Here is an 18,768-nt window from a genome sequence, read left to right as displayed (position 1 = left end):
ATTTTTCTTAGTAGGGTTTAACAATTACAGTAGAACCCATATCCAAGAAGTCTTGGTTTAGCCATTTTGCAGCACTTGGTAAAACTCGAATGCAGCCATGGCTAGCATTGTAGTTAGGTACATCATAGGCAGCATGGATAGAATAGCCTCCACTGAAGTGCATACAGTATGGCATACGTGCCCCACCCCCTGTCTCAATAGGATAGAGGCTTGAAGTACAATCTTCCCCTTTCTTAGAGTAAATATGGTAAGTACCAGTGACTGTACGACAACCTCGACCGGTGTCTTCGCAGAAGTCTTTACCACCTGAAGCACTTCCAGTTTTAATGCGGTTACCTTGGGCATCATAAGCCGCCCAAGCAGTGAGTTTAGGATCGAAAATAAATACTTTTCTACCCGTAGCCTCACGCTTTGATGGAAAACTAAGTGCGCCCTTATGATCTGAATCGACACTCATTGTGTAATGCGTATGTCCTGCATCATCTACAATGGGAAACGATCTATCCATTGACGCACATGATGCTGCCAATACTGACAACGAGCCTATGACTAGTTGCTTCTTCATGGGTGTTTCCTCCCTCTTTTTTTTTTATATTATCGGAAGGATTTTGCATAAATTTAGATCTTTTTATAAATTATTTTTACTATTTGTTTATTTATTGACTTTTTCTGTGCTTAAAACTTCTTTTTTGAGAGGCTCAGGAAGCATTGCCAATAAGGCTAAAACCAACTGCTCATCGCTGCATTCAAAACATCCACCACGTGCTGGCATTGCATTAAATCCCTCCTCCGTATGTTTAAACAAACTCCTAATCCCAGTTTTGATTCGTGGGGCCCAATCATTTTCATTGCCAATTTTAGGTGCACCAAGTGGAATTAAAGGTTTCTCTGCATGACAGCTAGAACAGAAATGCTGCACAATTTGTGCTCCTTCATCTTGAGCGCCTTTGATTGATTGAAGGAACTCTTGCGGATGATGATTAGCAGCTTGAGCAAAATTAAAAGACAAAAAACAAACAATAATGAATCCAAGTTTCAGCATAAGGATGCTCCTTTACAACTTCTTTGGTGGGCAATTATAAGTTTTATTTCTCTTTTTAGAAAAGCTGTAATTACTGGGTACTGTTTATGCGTAAATTACGAATCCGTCCGGCTCTGAGATATCCCCACGAAATTAAATAGAGTAATTAGTTGATTGATCGATTTATTGATACCGTTCGCACTGAGGAAGCGCGCAGCGCTGTCTCGAAGTGTCTCAAAAGCCCCCTTCGAGAGCCTTAGGACAGGCTTCGAGACGTACGCCATGCGTGCTCCTCAAGCTGAAAGGGATAAAATGAATACAAATTTCTTAGATACTCATTTCATGGGGATAGCTTAGTTCGAGGGAAGCACTCCGCGCATCCTGAGGTTTTCGAAGGGCTCCGCCCAAACGGTTTTTAGCTGGATTTTTGTGAGGTAACGAAGCTTGACGATAGTTCTTAATCAATTTACTCTGTTCTAAACTCTTTAAAGATTATCAAAAGGAGAATGGATTGAGGGTTAGTCTATGTTGAAATCTGTCTTTCTGGGTCTAATGTTCATTCTTTCATCAACCCTATTACAGGCTGCACCTATGCAATCATTAGAGCTACTGCAACAAAAAGTAGAGCACTATGCATTAAGTGAATTATCAACGCAAAATCATGACGAAATCGAAGTATCTGCCGAAAAGCTCGATCCGCGATTAAATCTGAAAGCCTGTAAAGAAAGTGAGCTGGAAGTATTTAATCCCTATAAAACACCAATATTACATACTACGACCGTTGGCATTCGATGCCGCGAACGAGACACGCATTGGACTCTCTATATACCACTCAAAATTGTTCTAAAAAAATGGGTTCTCGTCACTAACCGGCCTTTACCCAAAGGAACACAACTTGCTGACAATGATTTTGATAAATTAAAAGTCGACGTAAGCCAATTAAAACATGGATATTTCTCCGATGCCCGAGAGATTCGAGATCAAGTTTGTAAACAAAATTTGGCTGAAGGCGTCATCCTGACACCTTATAATCTGCAAACTCCTTTGCTTGTCCATCGCGGTGAGCAAGTTAGCATTCAAGCAGTCAATGAGACAATTAATGTCAGTATGAATGGTATCGCTTTAAATGATGGTGCACTCGGCGATACTATTAAAGTGCAAAATTTATCTTCTAAGCGAATAATAGAAGCAAGAATTAGTGCAAATAAACAAGTGAGAGTCACTATTTAAAAAATTATTTAAAATCATAGTGACAAGGCTTTTTAAATATGATATAGCTTGAGAATTGGACGATAAATTCTAAAGATTTTATGATAGGAGCCGATAACCATGATGAGTGCAATTGAGAGCAATGTTATGGTAAATCCACTTAATGATATGAATAACATCAAGCGTGTAGAGACAGATAATCGTGTTCAGCAACAGCGCACACAAGCTGCTGCTTCTAGCGATCTGCCTACTGATGATACCGATCATGTAAGTATTAGTAGTACCTCAAAACAGCTCTCCGCCTTGAAAGAAGTGATTCTCAACACACCAGAAGTCAATCAGGCAAAAATAAAATTTCTTAAAGAAGAGCTTGCTAGCGGACGCTATCGAATTGTAAGCGACCAAATTGCAACAAAGATGTTCGCCGACATCGAATTAGCTTAAACCAAATACCCGTATGGGACCTAGGAAATACGGGTAACTCAAAAAATATCATTGTTTTTTAAATCTCAAAGGACTTTCATGACTAATAGCAAGATTAGCCAGCTAATCAATCAACTAAAACAAGAGATCAATTGGATTGATGAGTTAATTAACCTTCTGTCTGAAGAAAAAAAAGCACTAGCTGAACGCCAATTTACAACACTAGAAACCATCGCAAGTCAAAAAGAAACCGTTTCGAATCAACTAGAAGGAAGTGCTAATAAACGCATTCAACTCCTCGAACTACCAGCCTATGGCAATGATACTAAGCTTGCACTCCAAGCGTTTTTAAAACCCTGCTCCATAGAAGAAGCCAATGAAGTTAATCAATTAAATAATCAACTGGCAGAAAAAATTGCTGAATGCAGAGAATTGAATTCAATAAATGGCCAAGTCATTTCATCTAATATCAACAATCGCCAAGAACTTATTAGCATTTTAACGGGCCAAGATTCCTCAAATGCCATTAATATTTACACAGCGACTGGTGATGTAAAAACTTCGACAGCGTCCAGTTGTCATGAAGAGGCTTGATGTCGACAAGAATTCCTCGACAATCGTTTTGTTAATACCGTTCACACTGAGGAAGCGCGCAGCGCTGTCTCGAAGTGTCGCAAAAGGCTCCCTTCTTCGAGAGCTTCAGGACAAGCTTCGAGACATACGCCATGCTGAACGGAATAAAATCAATGCAATTTCCTTAGATACTCATTTTGTAGGGATACCGCAGAGCCCGAACAGCTAAAGTAGATACATTTACCGCGCCTGCATACGCAAGGCCCCATCCAACCGAATCACTTCGCCATTAATCATACCATTCTCAATAAGATGCAAAACAAGCGCTGCAAATTCCTCAGGCTTTCCTAAACGCTTAGGAAAAGTTACTGTCGCCGCTAAGCTATCCTGTACCTCTTGTGGCATATTCAACAGTAAAGGCGTAGCAATTAAACCAGGAGCAACGGTATTAACTCGTATTGCATGCTGAGCAAGCTCACGTGCGGCGGGTAAAGTCATTGCCACGACACCGCCTTTCGAAGCACTATAGGCCATTTGCCCGATTTGCCCTTCAAAAGCCGCAACCGATGCGGTATTAACGATCACTCCCCTCTCTTGAGAATTCATTTCAAGCTCAAGTTTTGACATCGCGTATGCAACAACTCGCATCACGTTAAAGGTTCCGACCAAATTAATATCAATAACTTGTTTAAAGGCTGCAAGAGGCATGACACCGTCTTTACCGAACATGCGCTTAGCAGGTGCAACTCCAGCACAATTAATACAAATTCGAGGAGTGCCTACTTGCGCAATTGTTTTTTCCATGGCCTGCTCGACTTCCTCAGCAGAACTAACATCACAAGCAATAGTCAGTGCCAACTTGAGCGCGCTGTCTTTTTCAATTTGTTTATCCCAAACCACCACTCTCACGCCCTGCTCAATGAGCAGCTCTGCACAAGCTCTACCCATACCCGATGCACCACCAGTAATAATGGCGATTTGATTATCTAAATTCATCCTTGCTCCAATTATTGTAAATAAGCCTTACTCAATGCTTTGAATTGCGTCGTCCCCGCCTGTCCGACCCACTCAAAGAACACCATTTCTGAGGTGACTAGATGAACGCCGACTTGCTTCATGCGCTTAAGTCCATATTTGTAATCGAGTTCAAATCGACTACTTACCGCATCAACGACGACAAATACGTCATAACCCATTTTTTGCAAATCTAAAGCGGTCTGCAAGACACAAACATGAGCTTCGATGCCAATTAACACCATTTGCTTTCTATTCAGAGACTGTAGCTTCGGCCTAAAATCGGGAGCACGAAAACAAGAAAATTGCACTTTCTCTATAAATTTATCTTGAGGAACTAAGCTGCGTAAAGACTCGACTGTTGCACCTAAACCTTTGGGATATTGCTCACTGACTAGTAAAGGCACATCAAATTCGGTGGCTAATTGCATTAGCCATTGGCAGCGCTCTACCATCGCTTCTGCATGTAATACATGAGGAGTTAATTTATCTTGTACATCAATAAGCAATAAACAGGACTTATCTTTTTCCAGCAGCATTCCCTTCTCCAACAGAAAAAGACAATCTCAACGTAAAGCGAAGATGCTGTCAAGAAAAAAATAGAGATTAAGAGTTGACGGGCAAACAAAATCTCGTTAGACTGCAACAATGTTACATTACATTAATACATTACTATGAAACAACATAATCCTAAACAACAATCAGTCCATCAACTCATGCATGCCATCAGCTTGCTTAATAATTTGGAAGAAGCTTTAGCTTTTTTTACTGATCTCTGTACACCTGCCGAGCTTGAAGCAATGGCTGATCGTTGGGAAGTAATCCCCTTGCTGCGCCAAGGAATTCCTTATCGGACCATTCATGAACAAACTGGAGTCAGTGTAACTACTATTACTCGCGTCGCCCGCTGTCTTAGCTTTGGTAGCGGGGGCTATAACCTAATTGCAGATCGTTTGGAGCAATCGTGAAAACACGCCTACGTTTGGCCTTACAGAAAAAAGGTCGTTTAGCACAAGAATCGCTAAATTTATTACAACGCTGTGGTCTAAAATTTCGTATTAAAGACAATAGCTTACTAACTCATGTCGATAATCTCCCTATTGATTTACTCTTTGTCCGCGATGACGATATTCCAACTTTGATTTTTGATGGTTTATGTGACGGCGGCATCGTCGGAGAAAATGTCTTATTGGAAGCATCCCTCGGCGCACCGGATAAACCTTATAACAGCCTTTTAAATCTCGGATCCTGTCGCTGTCGCCTTGCAATTGCTGTTCCTGAAGATTTTGATTATCGTGGTCCAGGCTCATTAGATGGTAAACGAATTGCGACCAGCTACCCTCTCCTACTTGCCCAATACCTTGCAGCACAACGAATTTGTGCCGAAAGTTTAGTGCTCTCAGGTTCAGTTGAAGTTGCCCCCCGTATGGGCATGGCAGATGCCATTTGCGACCTTGTTTCCACGGGGCAAACGCTGGAAGATAATAAATTAATAGAAGTAGATACAGTTTTAACAAGCCAGGCGGTCTTCATTCAAACGGCCAAGCCTATTAGCCGGGCAATGCAAGAATTATTCAATATGCTGCAACGACGCATTCAAGCAGTACAACAAGCGGCAGAGCGTAAATACATTCTCTTTCATGCCCCCAAAACTGCGCTTGAACGAATTTGTGAACGCTTACCAGGCGCTGAATCACCGACCATTTTGCCTTTACCCGCCCATCCTGACAAGGTGGCAGTGCATGTTGTATCCAGTGAAGGAATTTTTTGGAACACCTTAGAAACCATCCAGTCTTTAGGCGCAAGTTCCATTTTGGTATTACCGATTGAAAAAATGCTGGAGTAATTCGATGTTAACCATTAATGATTGGCAAAATTTATCCATAGAGGAAAAACAGCAAAAACTGTCTAGGCCAAAACAAACTAAGTCCTTTAAACCGCAGGTTCAGGCGATTATTGAGGCGGTTAGAACGCGTGGAGATGAGGCTTTATTTGCCTTAACACGCGAATTTGATGCCGTTGATTTGAAGAAATTAAACGTGTCTGCCGACAGAATACAAAAAGCCAAAATTAGTGCTCAAGCCAATTCAGCGCTCAATCAGGCGATAGAAACGATTCGTGCTTATCATCAAGCAATCCTTCCTCAGCCAAAGCAAATCACAACGGCCAGAGGAGTTAGTATTGAACGTGTTTATAGACCCATAAACCGCGTTGGTTTGTATGTTCCTGGTGGTAATAATACCCCTTTGGTTTCTTCGTTGCTCATGCAAGCTATTCCTGCTCTAGTTGCCGGTTGCCCCTTAAAAATCTTATGTACCCCGCCCAATTCTCAAGGAGAAATAGACCCCCATCTTTTAGTCGCCGCCCGCCTTTGTGGCATTGAAACGATTTATCAAATTGGCGGTGCACAAGCCATTGCCGCAATGGCTTATGGGACAGAAACAATTCCTAAGATGGATAAATTATTCGGACCCGGCAATCGTTTTGTCACGGAGGCGAAAACTCAAGTGTCCAGTGATCCCGCTGGAGCCGCGATCGACATGCCAGCAGGCCCTTCCGAAGTGATGGTTTTTGCTGATAATCAAGCAAACCCAGAATTTGTGGCTGCTGATCTCCTTGCTCAAGCAGAACATGGGAGCGATTCTCAAGTAATTTTAATTGCTGAAGGCCGTGATTTTGCCCTTAAAGTAAATCAAGCCCTTCAACAGCAATTGCTGTCGCTTTCACGACAGACCATTCTCAAGGAGGCCCTGCAAAATAGTATTATTTTAATTTGCAGCGATCCGATTGAACAACTTGAGATTATCAATACTTATGCCCCTGAACATTTAATTATCAATCGTAGTGATGCAAAAGACTGGGTTGCGTCTATCACTGCGGCGGGGACAGTATTTTTAGGACCTTGGGCTGCTGAAACGATGGGTGATTATGTCACAGGCAGCAATCATGTTTTACCTACTAATGGCTATGCGCGCAATCACAGCGGTCTTTGCACTATGGATTTTTTAAAAACCTTAACTCTACAGTCAATCTCTGTAGAAGGTCTTAATTCCTTAGGCAAAGCAGCCGAAACACTGGCCCTTATAGAGGGCTTAGATGCGCATGCGAATGCAGTGACCCTACGTTTAAACAGTTTAAAAGCAATGGAGTCTTAACATGTCCGTATTAGAATTGATTCGCCCCGATTTAAAAACTCTACAAGGTTATGTTCCAGGAGGTGATGACTTAAGTTGTCGCTTGCACGCTAATGAATTGCCTTGGTCACCGGCTTCCTTAAGACAAGTACCGCTCAATCACTATCCTGATGCACGAGAAGTTCAACGCTTGCAACAACAAATTGCTAATTATTACCAAGTTAGCGCTGAACAACTTGTCTTAACTCGTGGCAGCGATGATGGAATCGATTTATTAATGCGACTTTTTTTACGGGCCGGTCAAGACAGCTTCATGCAATGCCCACCAACCTTTCCTATGTATGCTTTTTATGCCCGTTTACAACAAGCAGAAATCATTAATTGCCCGTTGGATGCTAGCAATGATTTTAGTTGGTCGCTTGAAAAACTGTTTTCATTCTGGCAACCCAACTGCAAGCTCATTATGATTTGCCGCCCCAATAACCCGACAGCTAATTTGCTCGATTTAACCAGTATTGCCAATCTTTGCGCCTTTTTTAGATCTAAAGCAGTCGTTGTAGTCGATGAAGCGTATATTGAATTTGCCCAAATGCCCAGCGCAACGACCCTTCTCTCCTCATTTGATAATTTAATTGTCTTACGCACTTTATCTAAAGCCTACGGTTTAGCTGGTTTACGATTAGGATCAGTCATTGCCCAGCCTCAATTGATTAACGCGATCAAGAACGTTCTTCCGCCCTACAGTTTATCCAGTGCTGTCATTGAATTAGCTCAACATGCGTTAGCAGATAAAGTCTGGTTTAGCCACAATATTTCTTATATTTTAAATGAGCGTGAAAAACTCGCTGCTCTGTTGCAACGATCTCCTTGGATAGAAAAAATCTATTCGAGTACCACTAACTTTATTCTTGTCGCGTCACCCTACGCACAGCAACTCGCCACCTGGTTTGCCGGGCTCAGCATTGCTGTACGCCATTTTACAGCTGACCCTTTGCATAATATGTTGCGCATTACCGTGGGTACTCAAGAACAGAATCAACGGCTATTAACCGCATTAAATGATTTTCAGCCGGAGAGCTAAATGCAAAAACTATTATTCATTGATAGAGATGGTACCCTGATTGAAGAACCAAGTGATTACCAAGTCGATGCGCTTGACAAAATTCGCTTATGCCAGGGGGTTATTCCGGCTCTCTTAGCCTTAGTCAAAGCAGGTTATCGATTGGTGATGGTCTCCAATCAAGATGGCTTGGGGACAAGTAGTTTCCCTGAAAGCGCTTTTCAAAAGAGCCATGATTTTATTCTTGCTTTATTTTCTTCCCAGGGGATTTGCTTCAGCGATATTTTTATTTGTCCGCACAAAGACCAAGACAATTGTAATTGTCGCAAACCCAAAACAGGCTTGCTCGATGCTTTTTTAATACAAAATCAGTTTGATCGCCTTCAATCCTGGGTTATTGGCGATCGAGAAACTGATAGAGAATTAGCCCAAAATATTGGCGTTCCATTTCTTCCTGTTTCGCTAGAACATAATTGGCAACTTATCGCTGAAACCATTTTAGCTCAGCAACGTACAGCTTCTATTAAACGACAAACCAAAGAGACAGTTATAGAAGTTGCTCTAAATCTCGATAGTGAAGCAGCGAATTGCATCAACACCCCCATTGGTTTTTTTAGCCACATGCTGGAGCAAATCGCTAAACACGGAGGCTTCAGCTTACAAGTGAATGCGCAAGGCGATACCGAAGTCGATGAGCATCATCTAGTTGAAGATACAGGGCTCGCCCTAGGCGAGGCTTTTAAAAAAGCCTTGGGTAGCAAATGGGGGCTTGCGCGCTATGGCTTTACTCTACCCATGGATGAATCGCTTGCTTCGGTAGCTATCGATCTAGGCGGACGCAGTTATTGTTCTTTTGAAGGGCAATTTACGCGTGAATTTGTGGGTGGCATGGCGACTGAAATGATTCCACATTTTTTTAACTCCTTTGCTAGCAGCCTTGGAGCTACTTTGCACATCTCAGTCAAAGGCCAAAATCATCATCATATGATTGAAGCCTGTTTTAAAGCTTTAGGTCGTGCACTACGTCAAGCCTGCGCACGCTGCGATAGTAGTCTGCCATCAACTAAGGGGGTTTTATGATCGCTGTTATTGATGTGGGCGGTAATAATTTAACTTCGCTCACCAACGCGCTTCAACGCTTAGGCTACGAATATAAGTTGACGCATGAAGCCCAGGATCTCCTCCGCGCTAGTCATGTGATATTACCCGGAGTCGGTGCAGCAGCCGCTGGCATGGAAGCGCTCAAGCACTATCAGCTAGTCGACCTGCTTAAGCAGTTAACCCAGCCTCTATTAGGTATTTGTCTGGGGATGCAGCTATTGCTTGAATATAGTGAAGAAGGTCAAGTCAATTGTTTAAATCGAATACCCGGGCAGGTAAAGCGCTTCACTGCACTTCCTAACTATCCTGTGCCGCATATGGGTTGGTCAAAACTACAATGGGCTAGGCCTAGCCCGCTATCACAGGGTTTAAGCCCAGAAGATTATGTGTATTTTGTACATAGCTATGCGTTGTTAAATGATGAAAATGCCTTGGCTAGTTGCCAATATAGTGAACAATTTACCGCCATAGTTCAATATGAAAATGTTTATGGCATGCAATTTCATCCCGAAAAATCGGCAGAAACTGGGCTTAAATTACTCAATAATTTTTTACAATTGGAGGAATCATGATCATTATTCCAGCAATTGATTTGCAGGAAGGTCGATGTGTTAGATTGCGAAAAGGTCAGTTTGATCAAGTATCCATCTATGACTATTCCCCTATCACCCTGGCCCAAGGCTACGCTTTACAAGGCGCAGAGCGCTTACATGTGGTTGATCTTGATGGTGCCAAATCAGGACGAATCGAACAATTGGCCTTGATTCAAGCGATGCACGCACCAGGTTTGTGTTTGCAAGTAGGTGGTGGAATTCGCAGTCTTGATGCTGCTGAAAATTGTTTACAAGCCGGCATCGATAAATTGGTCATTGGCAGTCTGGCTGTCACCGACCCAGCGCTCACGCTTAAAATTATTGAGCTCGCTAGACCAGAAAATATTGTTTTGGCCTTAGATGTACAAATTGACAACAGCCTACCCAAGCCAGCCATTCATGGGTGGCAAACAACGACTGAACGCAGTCTCTGGGAGTTAGTAGATGATTACCAACAGTTGGGAATCAGCCAAGTGTTATGCACTGATATTAATTGCGACGGCATGATGAAGGGTCCTAATTTTGCGCTTTATCAAGAAGCCCTAGCACGTTTTCCGCAAATTAATTGGCAGGCTTCAGGTGGAATTCGTGATGTCGCCGATTTGGAACAATTAGCTACTCTTGGTTTAGCAGCAGCCATTTTAGGGCGCATGCTCTACGAGAGTGATTTTGATATTTCTTCTTATTTAATGAGGCAAGCAAATGGTCGCTAAACGTATTATTCCCTGCCTTGATGTACGTGATAATCAAGTTGTGAAGGGAGTCAAATTCCGTAACCATCGGATTGTCGGAGATATTTTAGCGCTTGCCAGCCAATATTCGGCTGAGGGCGCGGATGAACTGGTTTTTTATGATATTACAGCCAGTTCCGACCAACGCTCAGTTTGTCCGCAATGGGTCAATCAGGTTGCAGCAGCAATTAATATCCCATTTACCGTGGCGGGTGGCATCTGTGATCTTGTTACGGCTAGAGCCCTACTTAAGGCGGGTGCAGATAAATTATCGCTCAACAGTCCGGCTTTAGAAAATCCCGATTTAATTAATCAGCTTAGTCAAGAATTTGGTAATCAATGCATCGTCATCGGCATCGATAGTCAATGGCTAGCGAATGATTTTTACGTTTATCAATATACGGGTGATGAAACTAAATCAATCAATTCCAGACGCAAAACTTTGGATTGGATTGCTGAAGTACAAGACCGTGGTGCCGGAGAAATCGTTCTCAACTGCATGCAAGCGGATGGCGTACGTCAGGGCTATGACCTCCAGCAATTGCAACTCGTTCGCGATCGCATTCAAGTTCCCTTAGTCGCTTCAGGGGGTGCGGGGAATGCCGACGATTTCGTAAAGGTATTCCAACAAGCAGGAGTCGATGCTGCTCTAGCTGCTTCAGTTTTTCATAATGGATTTTTATCAATCAACGAAGTGAAGCAGAAACTTAAAGCCAATAACATTGAGGTCAGATTATGAATAACTTAGAAATCAATCAATTAGCTTGGCAAAAAATGGATGGCCTTATACCAGCAATTATCCAAAATGCTAATAATGGTGAAGTGCTCATGCTGGGTTATATGACTCAAGAAGCCTTAGAACTAACCTTGGAAAAAGGCCAAGTCACTTTTTATAGCCGCAGTAAACAACGTTTATGGACGAAAGGCGAATCCTCTGGCCATTCGCTGCACCTCCAAGCGATCGCTCCTGATTGTGATGGTGATAGTTTATTGATTCAAGTTTTACCCAAGGGCCCTACTTGTCATCTCGGCTTTGTCAGTTGTTTTCAACCGTCAATAACCACAAAGCTTGGCTTTTTAGATCGCTTGATTCAACTTATTGAAAATCGTGCGAAAGAAGGCGCTGCTCAGAGTTATACTGCTCAATTACTCGCAGCCGGTATAAACCGCTGCGCACAAAAAGTTGGTGAAGAAGCCGTCGAAACAGCGATTGCGGCAGTGACTAATCAACGTGACGAGTTGATTAATGAGGCAGCGGATTTAGTTTTTCATTTACTAGTGATGTTGCAAGCTTGTGAGCTTAGTTTTTATGATTTGTTGGACTGTTTGCAGGCCAGGGATAAATCGTAGTTGGGAGCAGGAAGAGAAGGAATTTGTTGAGACAAGGCCTATAGCTCTTAGGCTATTTATCTGGCTCCGTTCGGGCTGAGGAGGCGTTTACGCCGTCTCGAAGCCTCTCAGGGTTTGCAAGACTTCGGCGTCTGCTCATCCTGAGGCTCTCGATGCGACACTTCGAGACAGCGCTGCACGCTTCCTCAGTGCGAACGGTATAAACAAAACGATCAATAAACTAAACAGTCTATTTAATTTCGTGGGGATACCTCAGAGCCCGAACGGAGCCAGATAAATAGCCTGACAGCTATAGGCCTTGTACCATCCTCAACAATCAAGCAAGAACTCAAACAACCGCCAACAACACTGCAGTTAGATAATTCCCCTCAGGAAAAGCCGCCAAGGTAGGATGACAACTTGCTGGTCCAAAAATACCCAATAATCGTGCTTGCTTTCCTGCCACAGCTGCTTGGCTACTTACTAATAGGCTAAATTCTTGTGCGTTTAAAGCGGATGAACAGTTACAAGTCATCAATAAACTACCAGGCTGCATCGCTTTAAACACTTCGCGATGTAAAAAACGATAATAATTTTTAGCGCGCTCTAGATGCTGCTGAGAGGGGACTAATTTTGGCGGATCTAAAATAACCAAATCATAACCACCGGCCTGGGTTAAATAATCACGGGCATCTGCCTCAATAAATTCAATAGTATTGAGCTGATTCAATACAGCATTTTCCTTGGCCTGGGCAATTGCCTGAGCAGAACTATCAACGGCTGTAATTTTACTCGCCCCTGCTTTAGCCGCATGTAAGGCAAAACCGCCGGTATAAGAATAAAGATCCAATACCCGTTTTCCTTTCGCCAGGGCAGCAATGCGCTGATGATTTTCACGCTGGTCAAGAAATAATCCCGTCTTCTGAGCTTGGGAGAAATCAACTTGATAAATCACTCCTGCTTCGTATACCTGAGCATTTTTGGCGGCCACAGGCTCTGCCTCTTTTTTCCAACCATCCTGAGCAAGCGGCTTCAGTTGTGGTAACCAAATAATTTCTTCCTGGGGTAATAAATTCTGAATAGCTTGCTGAATCATCGTCTTATTTGCTTCTACCCAATAAGCCGAGCTCGCAACCACTGAAAATTGATTGAAGCGGTCGATAGTCAAGCCCGATAAACCATCGGCTTCACTATTAAACAAACGATAAGCTGTCGTGCTTTGATTAGGAAGATTTAATGCCTGTCTAAGCATTAACGCTTGATTTAAACGATGCGCCACAATTGCTGAGAGCGGTTTATTAACAATTGTTTCATGCTGTAAAGCTAAAATTCGAACACGGTATAGTGAATGCTCATTAAAAACACCAACGCCAAGCAATTCTCCCTCATCATTAAAAACATCTACTAATGAGCCGGTAAGTAATTTTCCAGTTGTTTTAGTAATTGCTTTCGGAAAAATCCAAGGATGTCCCCGGCGAACAGTATTTTGTTTGGTTTTATGTAAAAAGACAGCGGCCTTCATAGTTTCAATTTTTCTCAAACACAAAGTTGGCTAATTTACACCAGAACGCAAAAATATTCATCTTTCTTAAGCAATCGCAACACTTTGAGAAACATGCTAGCATCAGTTTTTTTAAAAATAAGGATGAAACATGTGGTTTAACAATGCTCTTATTTATCAATATGAACTCAATGAATCGGTCGATTTTAGTCAATTACTCGCCGAAGAAAAACTCAAACCCTGCCCGCCTCATGCAAGATTCATCTATGGTTGGCTGCCAGCTTATGCGGATGAGTTAATTCAAGAAGTCGCAGGCTGCTCTTTAATTTGTCTTGGGAAAGAGGAAAAAATTCTACCGAGCGGGGTTATCAAGCGCCTACTTGCCGAACGTATCCAAACGCTCGAAGCGCAACAAGGTAGAACTGTTAAGCGAGCCGAAAAAGCACAGATGGCTGAAGACTTAGAGTTTGAACTTTTACCAAAATCGTTTTGCGTTCAAAAGCGATTACCCGCTTTATTGGATAATATGACCAAGCGTTTAATTATTAACGCTTCAAGTAATAATCAAGCCTCACAACTTACCTCTTTATTGAGAAAATCAATTCCTGGAATCCAAATCGAACCTCTTGCCTGTAATGAGAATCTAGCGCTACGCTTTGCGCAATGGCTGAGTGATCCCTCTCTTCTTCCACCCAGCTTTCAACTCGCTTCCGATTGCTTATTGTTTTCTCTGGATGATGAAAAGAAAAGAGTCAATTGCAAAGGCTATGAACTTCCTGCCGAAGAAATCTTAACGCTTTTATCCCAAGGTCTAGCGGCCGCTGAAATTTCACTCATTTGGAATGAACGTATTCAATTTACTCTAACCCACGATCTGACTTTCAAACGCTTAAAAAGCCTCGAGTATTTAATTGATGAATTTAATGAAATTCGTGAACTTGAGGAAGAGTATCAGCAACGGGATGCGGCACTAACTTTGTTGTGTGGTGAGTTGCGTGGTCTAACTAATGATTTACTGGCTGGTTTGAGTACGGAGCAAAAAGAAGCGAACGTTGAGGTTGAGAAAGAAGAGCTCCCAGCTTAGGGCTCAAAAAGGTTGGGCCTTGGCCCAACAAATTCCTCATGAATCCAAACCATTTGGGGCCAAAGCCCAACCTACTTTTACTAATTGTATCCCTCCGTCCGCGACTTGTTCGCGGGATCCAGAGATCTTGGTATGGAATGAGATCTCCTAGATACCGCGGACAAGCCGCAGGTACGTAGGCAGTGGGCCGCGCTGTTTCAATACCAATATGAATCCTTTATGACACCGAGACAGCAGGCGGAAAACTATGATAAGTGGCTTGATAAACCTTTAACGCATCATCAGCAGCTTTTTTCAATCCTAAGATATTGTTAGCGCTGTATAGAATTGCTAAAGCTTCTCGCGCACTTGGAGCCTGAGGGTAATTCTCTATCAAGAAACTTGCACGCTCCGACGCAGCAACATACATTTTACGGTCATAATAATATTTAGACGTATTAAGTTCGCGCTTAGCAAACATATTGCGTAAGTAAATCATACGCTGCAATGCATTGGGCTTATAACGGCTATCCGGGAATTTTTGCACTAGCGTAGCAAAGTCAGAATAAGCTTGTGATTGCGAACCCGGATCCCGCCAAGACTCATCGATAGGTAAACTACTAGCTAAGGTACCTCGAGTTTGTTGGAAATTAGCTAAGCCTTTCATGTAGTAAGCATAATCTACATTCTTCGCTCGCGGATAAAGGTGAATAAAGCGCTCTGCTGTTGCCGCTGCTGAAGGATAATCCCCTTTCTTGTAATAGGCATAAATTAAATCCATTTGCGCCTTCTCAGCATAATCACTGAAAGGGTACAAAGATTCCAAAGCTTCTAAACGTTTTGCGGCACTGTCATATTGTCCCTTCGATATGGCCTGCTCTGCTTCAGTAAATAACTGCTTAGCAGGTACTCCCTGGTAAGGGCTGTTATCTTCATCATTTTTACTCCACCAACTATTGCACGCTGTTAGAGAAAGTAAAAAACCCGAGAGGACTAGCATTTGAATTCGTTTCATATCAACACCCATGGCCAAACAACTATTTGCAAATGCCGCCCATTATACCCATCCGTTAAAATTTTGCTAATAAAAAGCTAAGGATAAATTTCTAATAAAAAGATTTGCAAAGAACGAAACCTTGAGATAGTATTCAGCTCTGTCGGAGAGGTGGCTGAGCGGTCGAAAGCGGCGGTCTTGAAAACCGTTGAAGGGCAACCTTCCCAGGGTTCGAATCCCTGCCTCTCCGCCAAATACCCATTTCAGATCTTCTCAATTTTAAAAATATCTCTTTAATAATAAAACTTGATTATATCCAGCGAATACAATACTTACGCATCGACAGATCTTATCTGTCATTCTCACGAAAGCAGCAATCTATTCATCAATTTAGCACAGTGCTTCAATTGGGAATGAATCCCCACCTTCGCGGAGATGATATTTTTCGCAGAAATTAAAGAAAGGTTGGATAAAATCACAACCTGATATTTAAAAAAGCGTACTTGTCTTAAATACCTTATCAATCGCCATTAAACTTTCTAATAGCGGTTTCATCTGCGCTAAAGGCCAGCTATTGGGTCCATCGCTCAGCGCTTTTTCTGGTTGAGGATGCGTTTCCATAAAAATACCGGCAATCCCTGTAGCAACTGCTGCCCTTGCTAAAGCGGGAACAAACTCACGCTGACCGCCAGAAACCCCATTATTGCCTCCAGGCAGCTGCACAGAATGTGTTGCATCATAAATAACAGGGCATTCGGTTTCGCGCATGATCTGCAAAGAACGCATATCGGAAACTAAATTGTTGTAGCCAAAGCTAACCCCACGCTCACAGACCATGATTCGCTCATTGCCACAAGCCTTTGCTTTAGCCACCACGTGTTTCATATCCCAAGGTGCTAAAAATTGACCTTTTTTTATGTTAACCGGTTTATTCATTGCTGCAACGCGTTGAATAAAATTGGTTTGACGGCATAAAAAAGCTGGCGTTTGCAGAACATCGACCACTGAAGCAACTTCTAATAAAGGGGTATCTTCATGGACATCAGTTAATACCGGAACACCTACCTGCTCCCTTACTTTTTCTAAAATAGTCAGCCCCTTTTCAAAACCAGGACCGCGATAACTATTAATGGAGGAGCGATTCGCTTTATCAAAGGAAGATTTATAAATAAAAGGCAATTTGAGTTGTGAACAAATTTCTTTAAGATAGCCCGCTGTTTCAATAGCCAGAGCCTCACTTTCGATGACACAAGGCCCTGCAATTAAAAATAAGGGGGATTCGATCCCCACTTCAAAACCACATAACTTCATGATTTATCCTTTTTTTGATGATATTCACGTGCAGCTAAAACGAATTGTTTAAACAAGGGATGGCCATCACGCGGAGTAGAAGTAAACTCAGGGTGAAACTGACAAGCGATAAACCAAGGATGATCCTGGAGCTCAATCATTTCAACTAAAGTATTATCTGAGGAGCGCCCAGAAAGCACTAAACCGTGCTCTACTAAAGCATCGAGGAAGTGATTATTTACTTCGTATCGGTGGCGATGACGCTCAATAATTTCAGTGTTGTTGTAAATTTTATAAGCCAAAGAATCTTTATCGATTCGGCAAAGTTGTCCGCCTAAACGCATTGTGCCACCAAGATCAGAGTTTTCATCGCGGAAGTTGACCCTTCCATTCTCCTCCAACCACTCGCTAATCAAGGCTATAACCGGATAAGGGGTTGCTTTATTAAACTCAGTCGAGTTGGCACCAGTCAGCCCAACCACATTACGGGCGAACTCAATGACTGCAGTTTGCATCCCTAGGCAAATACCTAAGAAAGGGACTTTATTTTCCCGCGCATGCTGAATGGCTCTTATTTTCCCTTCAATGCCACGTTCGCCAAAGCCGCCGGGTATTAATAGAGCATCAATAGGTCCCAATAACTCTACACCATGTTTTTCGATTAATTCAGCATCGATGTAAACAATTTCAACTTTGGTTTGGGTATGAATTCCGGCGTGAAGCAAAGCCTCATTAATTGACTTATAGGCATCGTTTAATTCGGTATATTTACCGACCATACCTACTTTTACCGTCATCGTTTGGATTGCTTGTGCATCGACCACATGCTGCCATTCACTGAGATCTGCTGGTTTTAAATTTAGGCCTAATTTTTTTACTACGATTTCATCTAATCCTTGTTCATGGAGAATCATCGGAATTTGATAAATACTTTTAGCATCTTCTAGGGAAATAACACCTTCTTTCTCAACGTTAGTGAATAAGGCAATTTTAGCCCTATCTCCCAAGGATAAAGGTTTTTCTGAGCGACAAATTAAGATATCAGGTTGAATACCAATCGAGCGCAATTCTTTTACAGAATGCTGAGTGGGTTTGGTTTTAGTTTCACCTGAAGTCGCGATGTAAGGAACTAAGGTTAAATGAATAAACAAAGAACGCTGAGCACCAAACTCAATGCGCATTTGACGAATTGCTTCGAGGAAGGGTAAGGACTCAATATCTCCTACTGTCCCGCCAATTTCAATCATTGCGACATCATAGCCATCCGCACCCTGTTTAATCGAACGCTTAATTTCATTCGTGATATGCGGAATAACTTGGACTGTGCCCCCTAAATAATCTCCGCGACGCTCTTTTTTAATCACGGTTTCATAAATTTTACCCGAGGTAAAATTATTACGTTTGGTCATTGTGGTTCGCACAAAACGCTCGTAGTGGCCAAGATCGAGATCCGTTTCAGCCCCATCATGTGTAACAAATACTTCACCATGTTGAAAAGGGCTCATTGTACCTGGATCGACATTAATATAAGGATCGAGTTTAATAAGGGTGACGCGCAAACCTCGCGCTTCTAAGATTGCAGCAAGAGAGGCAGAAGCGATGCCTTTACCTAGCGAAGAGACCACTCCGCCAGTGATAAAAATATAATTTGTCATAAGGAGTCCCGTTTGAAATGCAAAACCGCCGCCAAGCGGTAAAAAAAGCAACGCATGTGAACGGGATTCAATTTTAA

At 42.4% G+C, this 18,768-nt stretch carries 21 protein-coding genes and 1 tRNA gene; 14 read left to right on the top strand and 8 right to left on the bottom strand.

Annotated elements, in window-relative coordinates; genetic code table 11:
* Nucleotides 1–7 precede the first annotated feature (7 nt).
* Nucleotides 8–565, bottom strand: a complete 558-nt coding sequence (locus tag Lnau_RS05390; RefSeq protein ID WP_058504116.1) for a L,D-transpeptidase — start codon at nt 563–565, stop codon at nt 8–10.
* An 87-nt stretch (nt 566–652) separates the two neighbouring features.
* Nucleotides 653–1,042 (bottom strand): c-type cytochrome, encoded by a 390-nt coding sequence (locus tag Lnau_RS05385; protein ID WP_058504115.1) that lies wholly within the window; start codon nt 1,040–1,042, stop codon nt 653–655.
* Nucleotides 1,043–1,546: 504 nt separating this feature from the next.
* Between Lnau_RS05385 and flgA the strand changes: the two genes are divergently transcribed.
* The 3 genes from flgA to Lnau_RS05370 all read left to right on the top strand — a co-directional run bounded on the left by flgA (nt 1,547) and on the right by Lnau_RS05370 (nt 3,247).
* Complete coding sequence (gene flgA / locus Lnau_RS05380; RefSeq protein WP_065240248.1) at nt 1,547–2,251, top strand: flagellar basal body P-ring formation chaperone FlgA; 705 nt, start codon at nt 1,547–1,549, stop codon at nt 2,249–2,251.
* A gap of 99 nt (nt 2,252–2,350) precedes the next feature.
* Nucleotides 2,351–2,674 carry a flagellar biosynthesis anti-sigma factor FlgM gene (gene flgM, locus Lnau_RS05375; RefSeq protein WP_058504114.1) on the top strand — a complete coding sequence of 108 codons (324 nt, stop codon included), beginning with the start codon at nt 2,351–2,353 and terminating at the stop codon, nt 2,672–2,674.
* 78 nt (nt 2,675–2,752) lie between these two features.
* The gene (locus tag Lnau_RS05370) at nt 2,753–3,247 is read left to right on the top strand and encodes a flagella synthesis protein FlgN (protein WP_065240247.1); all 495 of its coding nucleotides are present in this window, start codon (nt 2,753–2,755) and stop codon (nt 3,245–3,247) included.
* A gap of 219 nt (nt 3,248–3,466) precedes the next feature.
* Here Lnau_RS05370 and Lnau_RS05365 read toward each other — a convergent pair whose 3' ends face one another.
* A complete protein-coding gene (locus tag Lnau_RS05365; RefSeq protein WP_058504113.1) occupies nt 3,467–4,222 on the bottom strand; it encodes an SDR family NAD(P)-dependent oxidoreductase in 756 nt (251 codons plus the stop codon).
* Between the two features lie 11 nt (nt 4,223–4,233).
* Nucleotides 4,234–4,779: a hydrolase gene (locus Lnau_RS05360; RefSeq protein WP_058504112.1), complete on the bottom strand. Its 546-nt coding sequence runs from the start codon at nt 4,777–4,779 to the stop codon at nt 4,234–4,236.
* A 135-nt stretch (nt 4,780–4,914) separates the two neighbouring features.
* On the opposite strand from Lnau_RS05360, the gene Lnau_RS05355 reads away from it, so the two are divergent.
* The 9 genes from Lnau_RS05355 to hisIE are packed head-to-tail and all read left to right on the top strand — an operon-like array spanning nt 4,915 to nt 12,209.
* The gene (locus tag Lnau_RS05355; protein ID WP_058504111.1) at nt 4,915–5,208 is read left to right on the top strand and encodes a YerC/YecD family TrpR-related protein; all 294 of its coding nucleotides are present in this window, start codon (nt 4,915–4,917) and stop codon (nt 5,206–5,208) included.
* Nucleotides 5,205–6,086 (top strand): ATP phosphoribosyltransferase, encoded by an 882-nt coding sequence (gene hisG / locus Lnau_RS05350; RefSeq protein WP_058504110.1) that lies wholly within the window; start codon nt 5,205–5,207, stop codon nt 6,084–6,086. The genes Lnau_RS05355 and hisG overlap by 4 nt, the downstream gene beginning before the upstream one ends.
* A 4-nt stretch (nt 6,087–6,090) precedes the next feature.
* Nucleotides 6,091–7,395, top strand: a complete 1,305-nt coding sequence (gene hisD / locus Lnau_RS05345) for a histidinol dehydrogenase (RefSeq protein ID WP_058504109.1) — start codon at nt 6,091–6,093, stop codon at nt 7,393–7,395.
* A 1-nt stretch (nt 7,396) separates the two neighbouring features.
* The gene (gene hisC, locus Lnau_RS05340; protein WP_058504108.1) at nt 7,397–8,455 is read left to right on the top strand and encodes a histidinol-phosphate transaminase; all 1,059 of its coding nucleotides are present in this window, start codon (nt 7,397–7,399) and stop codon (nt 8,453–8,455) included.
* On the top strand, nt 8,456–9,514 hold the full coding sequence (gene hisB / locus Lnau_RS05335; RefSeq protein WP_058504107.1) for a bifunctional histidinol-phosphatase/imidazoleglycerol-phosphate dehydratase HisB: 1,059 nt from the start codon (nt 8,456–8,458) through the stop codon (nt 9,512–9,514).
* Nucleotides 9,511–10,107 carry an imidazole glycerol phosphate synthase subunit HisH gene (gene hisH / locus Lnau_RS05330; protein WP_058504106.1) on the top strand — a complete coding sequence of 199 codons (597 nt, stop codon included), beginning with the start codon at nt 9,511–9,513 and terminating at the stop codon, nt 10,105–10,107. The genes hisB and hisH overlap by 4 nt, the downstream gene beginning before the upstream one ends.
* Nucleotides 10,104–10,841: a 1-(5-phosphoribosyl)-5-[(5-phosphoribosylamino)methylideneamino]imidazole-4-carboxamide isomerase gene (locus Lnau_RS05325; RefSeq protein ID WP_058504105.1), complete on the top strand. Its 738-nt coding sequence runs from the start codon at nt 10,104–10,106 to the stop codon at nt 10,839–10,841. Before hisH ends, Lnau_RS05325 begins: the two co-directional genes overlap by 4 nt.
* The gene (hisF, locus tag Lnau_RS05320; protein ID WP_058504104.1) at nt 10,831–11,598 is read left to right on the top strand and encodes an imidazole glycerol phosphate synthase subunit HisF; all 768 of its coding nucleotides are present in this window, start codon (nt 10,831–10,833) and stop codon (nt 11,596–11,598) included. The genes Lnau_RS05325 and hisF overlap by 11 nt, the downstream gene beginning before the upstream one ends.
* Entirely contained in the window at nt 11,595–12,209 is a 615-nt protein-coding gene (gene hisIE / locus Lnau_RS05315; RefSeq protein ID WP_058504103.1) for a bifunctional phosphoribosyl-AMP cyclohydrolase/phosphoribosyl-ATP diphosphatase HisIE, read from the top strand. Before hisF ends, hisIE begins: the two co-directional genes overlap by 4 nt.
* A gap of 328 nt (nt 12,210–12,537) precedes the next feature.
* On the opposite strand, the gene Lnau_RS05310 is transcribed toward hisIE, so the two are convergent.
* On the bottom strand, nt 12,538–13,710 hold the full coding sequence (locus Lnau_RS05310; protein ID WP_058504102.1) for a class I SAM-dependent rRNA methyltransferase: 1,173 nt from the start codon (nt 13,708–13,710) through the stop codon (nt 12,538–12,540).
* Nucleotides 13,711–13,840: 130 nt separating this feature from the next.
* Between Lnau_RS05310 and Lnau_RS05305 the strand changes: the two genes are divergently transcribed.
* Nucleotides 13,841–14,773 carry a recombination-associated protein RdgC gene (locus tag Lnau_RS05305; RefSeq protein WP_058504101.1) on the top strand — a complete coding sequence of 311 codons (933 nt, stop codon included), beginning with the start codon at nt 13,841–13,843 and terminating at the stop codon, nt 14,771–14,773.
* A 217-nt stretch (nt 14,774–14,990) separates the two neighbouring features.
* Here Lnau_RS05305 and Lnau_RS05300 read toward each other — a convergent pair whose 3' ends face one another.
* Nucleotides 14,991–15,767, bottom strand: coding sequence for an outer membrane protein assembly factor BamD (locus tag Lnau_RS05300; RefSeq protein WP_058504100.1), 777 nt, complete (start codon nt 15,765–15,767; stop codon nt 14,991–14,993).
* A 144-nt stretch (nt 15,768–15,911) separates the two neighbouring features.
* On the opposite strand from Lnau_RS05300, the gene Lnau_RS05295 reads away from it, so the two are divergent.
* Nucleotides 15,912–15,999, top strand: a tRNA-Ser gene (locus tag Lnau_RS05295).
* A 236-nt stretch (nt 16,000–16,235) separates the two neighbouring features.
* On the opposite strand, the gene kdsA is transcribed toward Lnau_RS05295, so the two are convergent.
* Both kdsA and Lnau_RS05285 read right to left on the bottom strand, forming a co-directional pair.
* The gene (gene kdsA / locus Lnau_RS05290; protein ID WP_058504099.1) at nt 16,236–17,057 is read right to left on the bottom strand and encodes a 3-deoxy-8-phosphooctulonate synthase; all 822 of its coding nucleotides are present in this window, start codon (nt 17,055–17,057) and stop codon (nt 16,236–16,238) included.
* Entirely contained in the window at nt 17,054–18,691 is a 1,638-nt protein-coding gene (locus Lnau_RS05285) for a CTP synthase (RefSeq protein WP_058504098.1), read from the bottom strand. Before Lnau_RS05285 ends, kdsA begins: the two co-directional genes overlap by 4 nt.
* Between the last annotated feature and the right edge of the window lie 77 nt (nt 18,692–18,768).

The sequence above is a fragment of the Legionella nautarum genome (assembly GCF_001467895.1).
GTDB classification, from domain to species: domain Bacteria; phylum Pseudomonadota; class Gammaproteobacteria; order Legionellales; family Legionellaceae; genus Tatlockia; species Tatlockia nautarum.
The sequence above is the reverse complement of the archived record's forward strand: the minus strand, read 5'-3'. Positions and strand labels throughout refer to the sequence as shown.

Coding starts and splice junctions, on each gene's coding strand:
- flgM (WP_058504114.1), top strand. CDS start 2,351: ATGATGAGTGCAATTGAGAGCAATGTTATGGTAAATCCACTTAATGAT.
- Lnau_RS05355 (WP_058504111.1), top strand. CDS start 4,915: ATGAAACAACATAATCCTAAACAACAATCAGTCCATCAACTCATGCAT.
- Lnau_RS05390 (WP_058504116.1), bottom strand. CDS start 565: ATGAAGAAGCAACTAGTCATAGGCTCGTTGTCAGTATTGGCAGCATCA.
- hisH (WP_058504106.1), top strand. CDS start 9,511: ATGATCGCTGTTATTGATGTGGGCGGTAATAATTTAACTTCGCTCACC.
- flgA (WP_065240248.1), top strand. CDS start 1,547: ATGTTGAAATCTGTCTTTCTGGGTCTAATGTTCATTCTTTCATCAACC.
- Lnau_RS05370 (WP_065240247.1), top strand. CDS start 2,753: ATGACTAATAGCAAGATTAGCCAGCTAATCAATCAACTAAAACAAGAG.
- Lnau_RS05305 (WP_058504101.1), top strand. CDS start 13,841: ATGTGGTTTAACAATGCTCTTATTTATCAATATGAACTCAATGAATCG.
- Lnau_RS05385 (WP_058504115.1), bottom strand. CDS start 1,042: ATGCTGAAACTTGGATTCATTATTGTTTGTTTTTTGTCTTTTAATTTT.
- Lnau_RS05360 (WP_058504112.1), bottom strand. CDS start 4,779: ATGCTGCTGGAAAAAGATAAGTCCTGTTTATTGCTTATTGATGTACAA.
- hisF (WP_058504104.1), top strand. CDS start 10,831: ATGGTCGCTAAACGTATTATTCCCTGCCTTGATGTACGTGATAATCAA.
- Lnau_RS05310 (WP_058504102.1), bottom strand. CDS start 13,710: ATGAAGGCCGCTGTCTTTTTACATAAAACCAAACAAAATACTGTTCGC.
- kdsA (WP_058504099.1), bottom strand. CDS start 17,057: ATGAAGTTATGTGGTTTTGAAGTGGGGATCGAATCCCCCTTATTTTTA.
- hisIE (WP_058504103.1), top strand. CDS start 11,595: ATGAATAACTTAGAAATCAATCAATTAGCTTGGCAAAAAATGGATGGC.
- hisC (WP_058504108.1), top strand. CDS start 7,397: ATGTCCGTATTAGAATTGATTCGCCCCGATTTAAAAACTCTACAAGGT.
- hisD (WP_058504109.1), top strand. CDS start 6,091: ATGTTAACCATTAATGATTGGCAAAATTTATCCATAGAGGAAAAACAG.
- Lnau_RS05300 (WP_058504100.1), bottom strand. CDS start 15,767: ATGAAACGAATTCAAATGCTAGTCCTCTCGGGTTTTTTACTTTCTCTA.
- Lnau_RS05285 (WP_058504098.1), bottom strand. CDS start 18,691: ATGACAAATTATATTTTTATCACTGGCGGAGTGGTCTCTTCGCTAGGT.
- Lnau_RS05325 (WP_058504105.1), top strand. CDS start 10,104: ATGATCATTATTCCAGCAATTGATTTGCAGGAAGGTCGATGTGTTAGA.
- Lnau_RS05365 (WP_058504113.1), bottom strand. CDS start 4,222: ATGAATTTAGATAATCAAATCGCCATTATTACTGGTGGTGCATCGGGT.
- hisB (WP_058504107.1), top strand. CDS start 8,456: ATGCAAAAACTATTATTCATTGATAGAGATGGTACCCTGATTGAAGAA.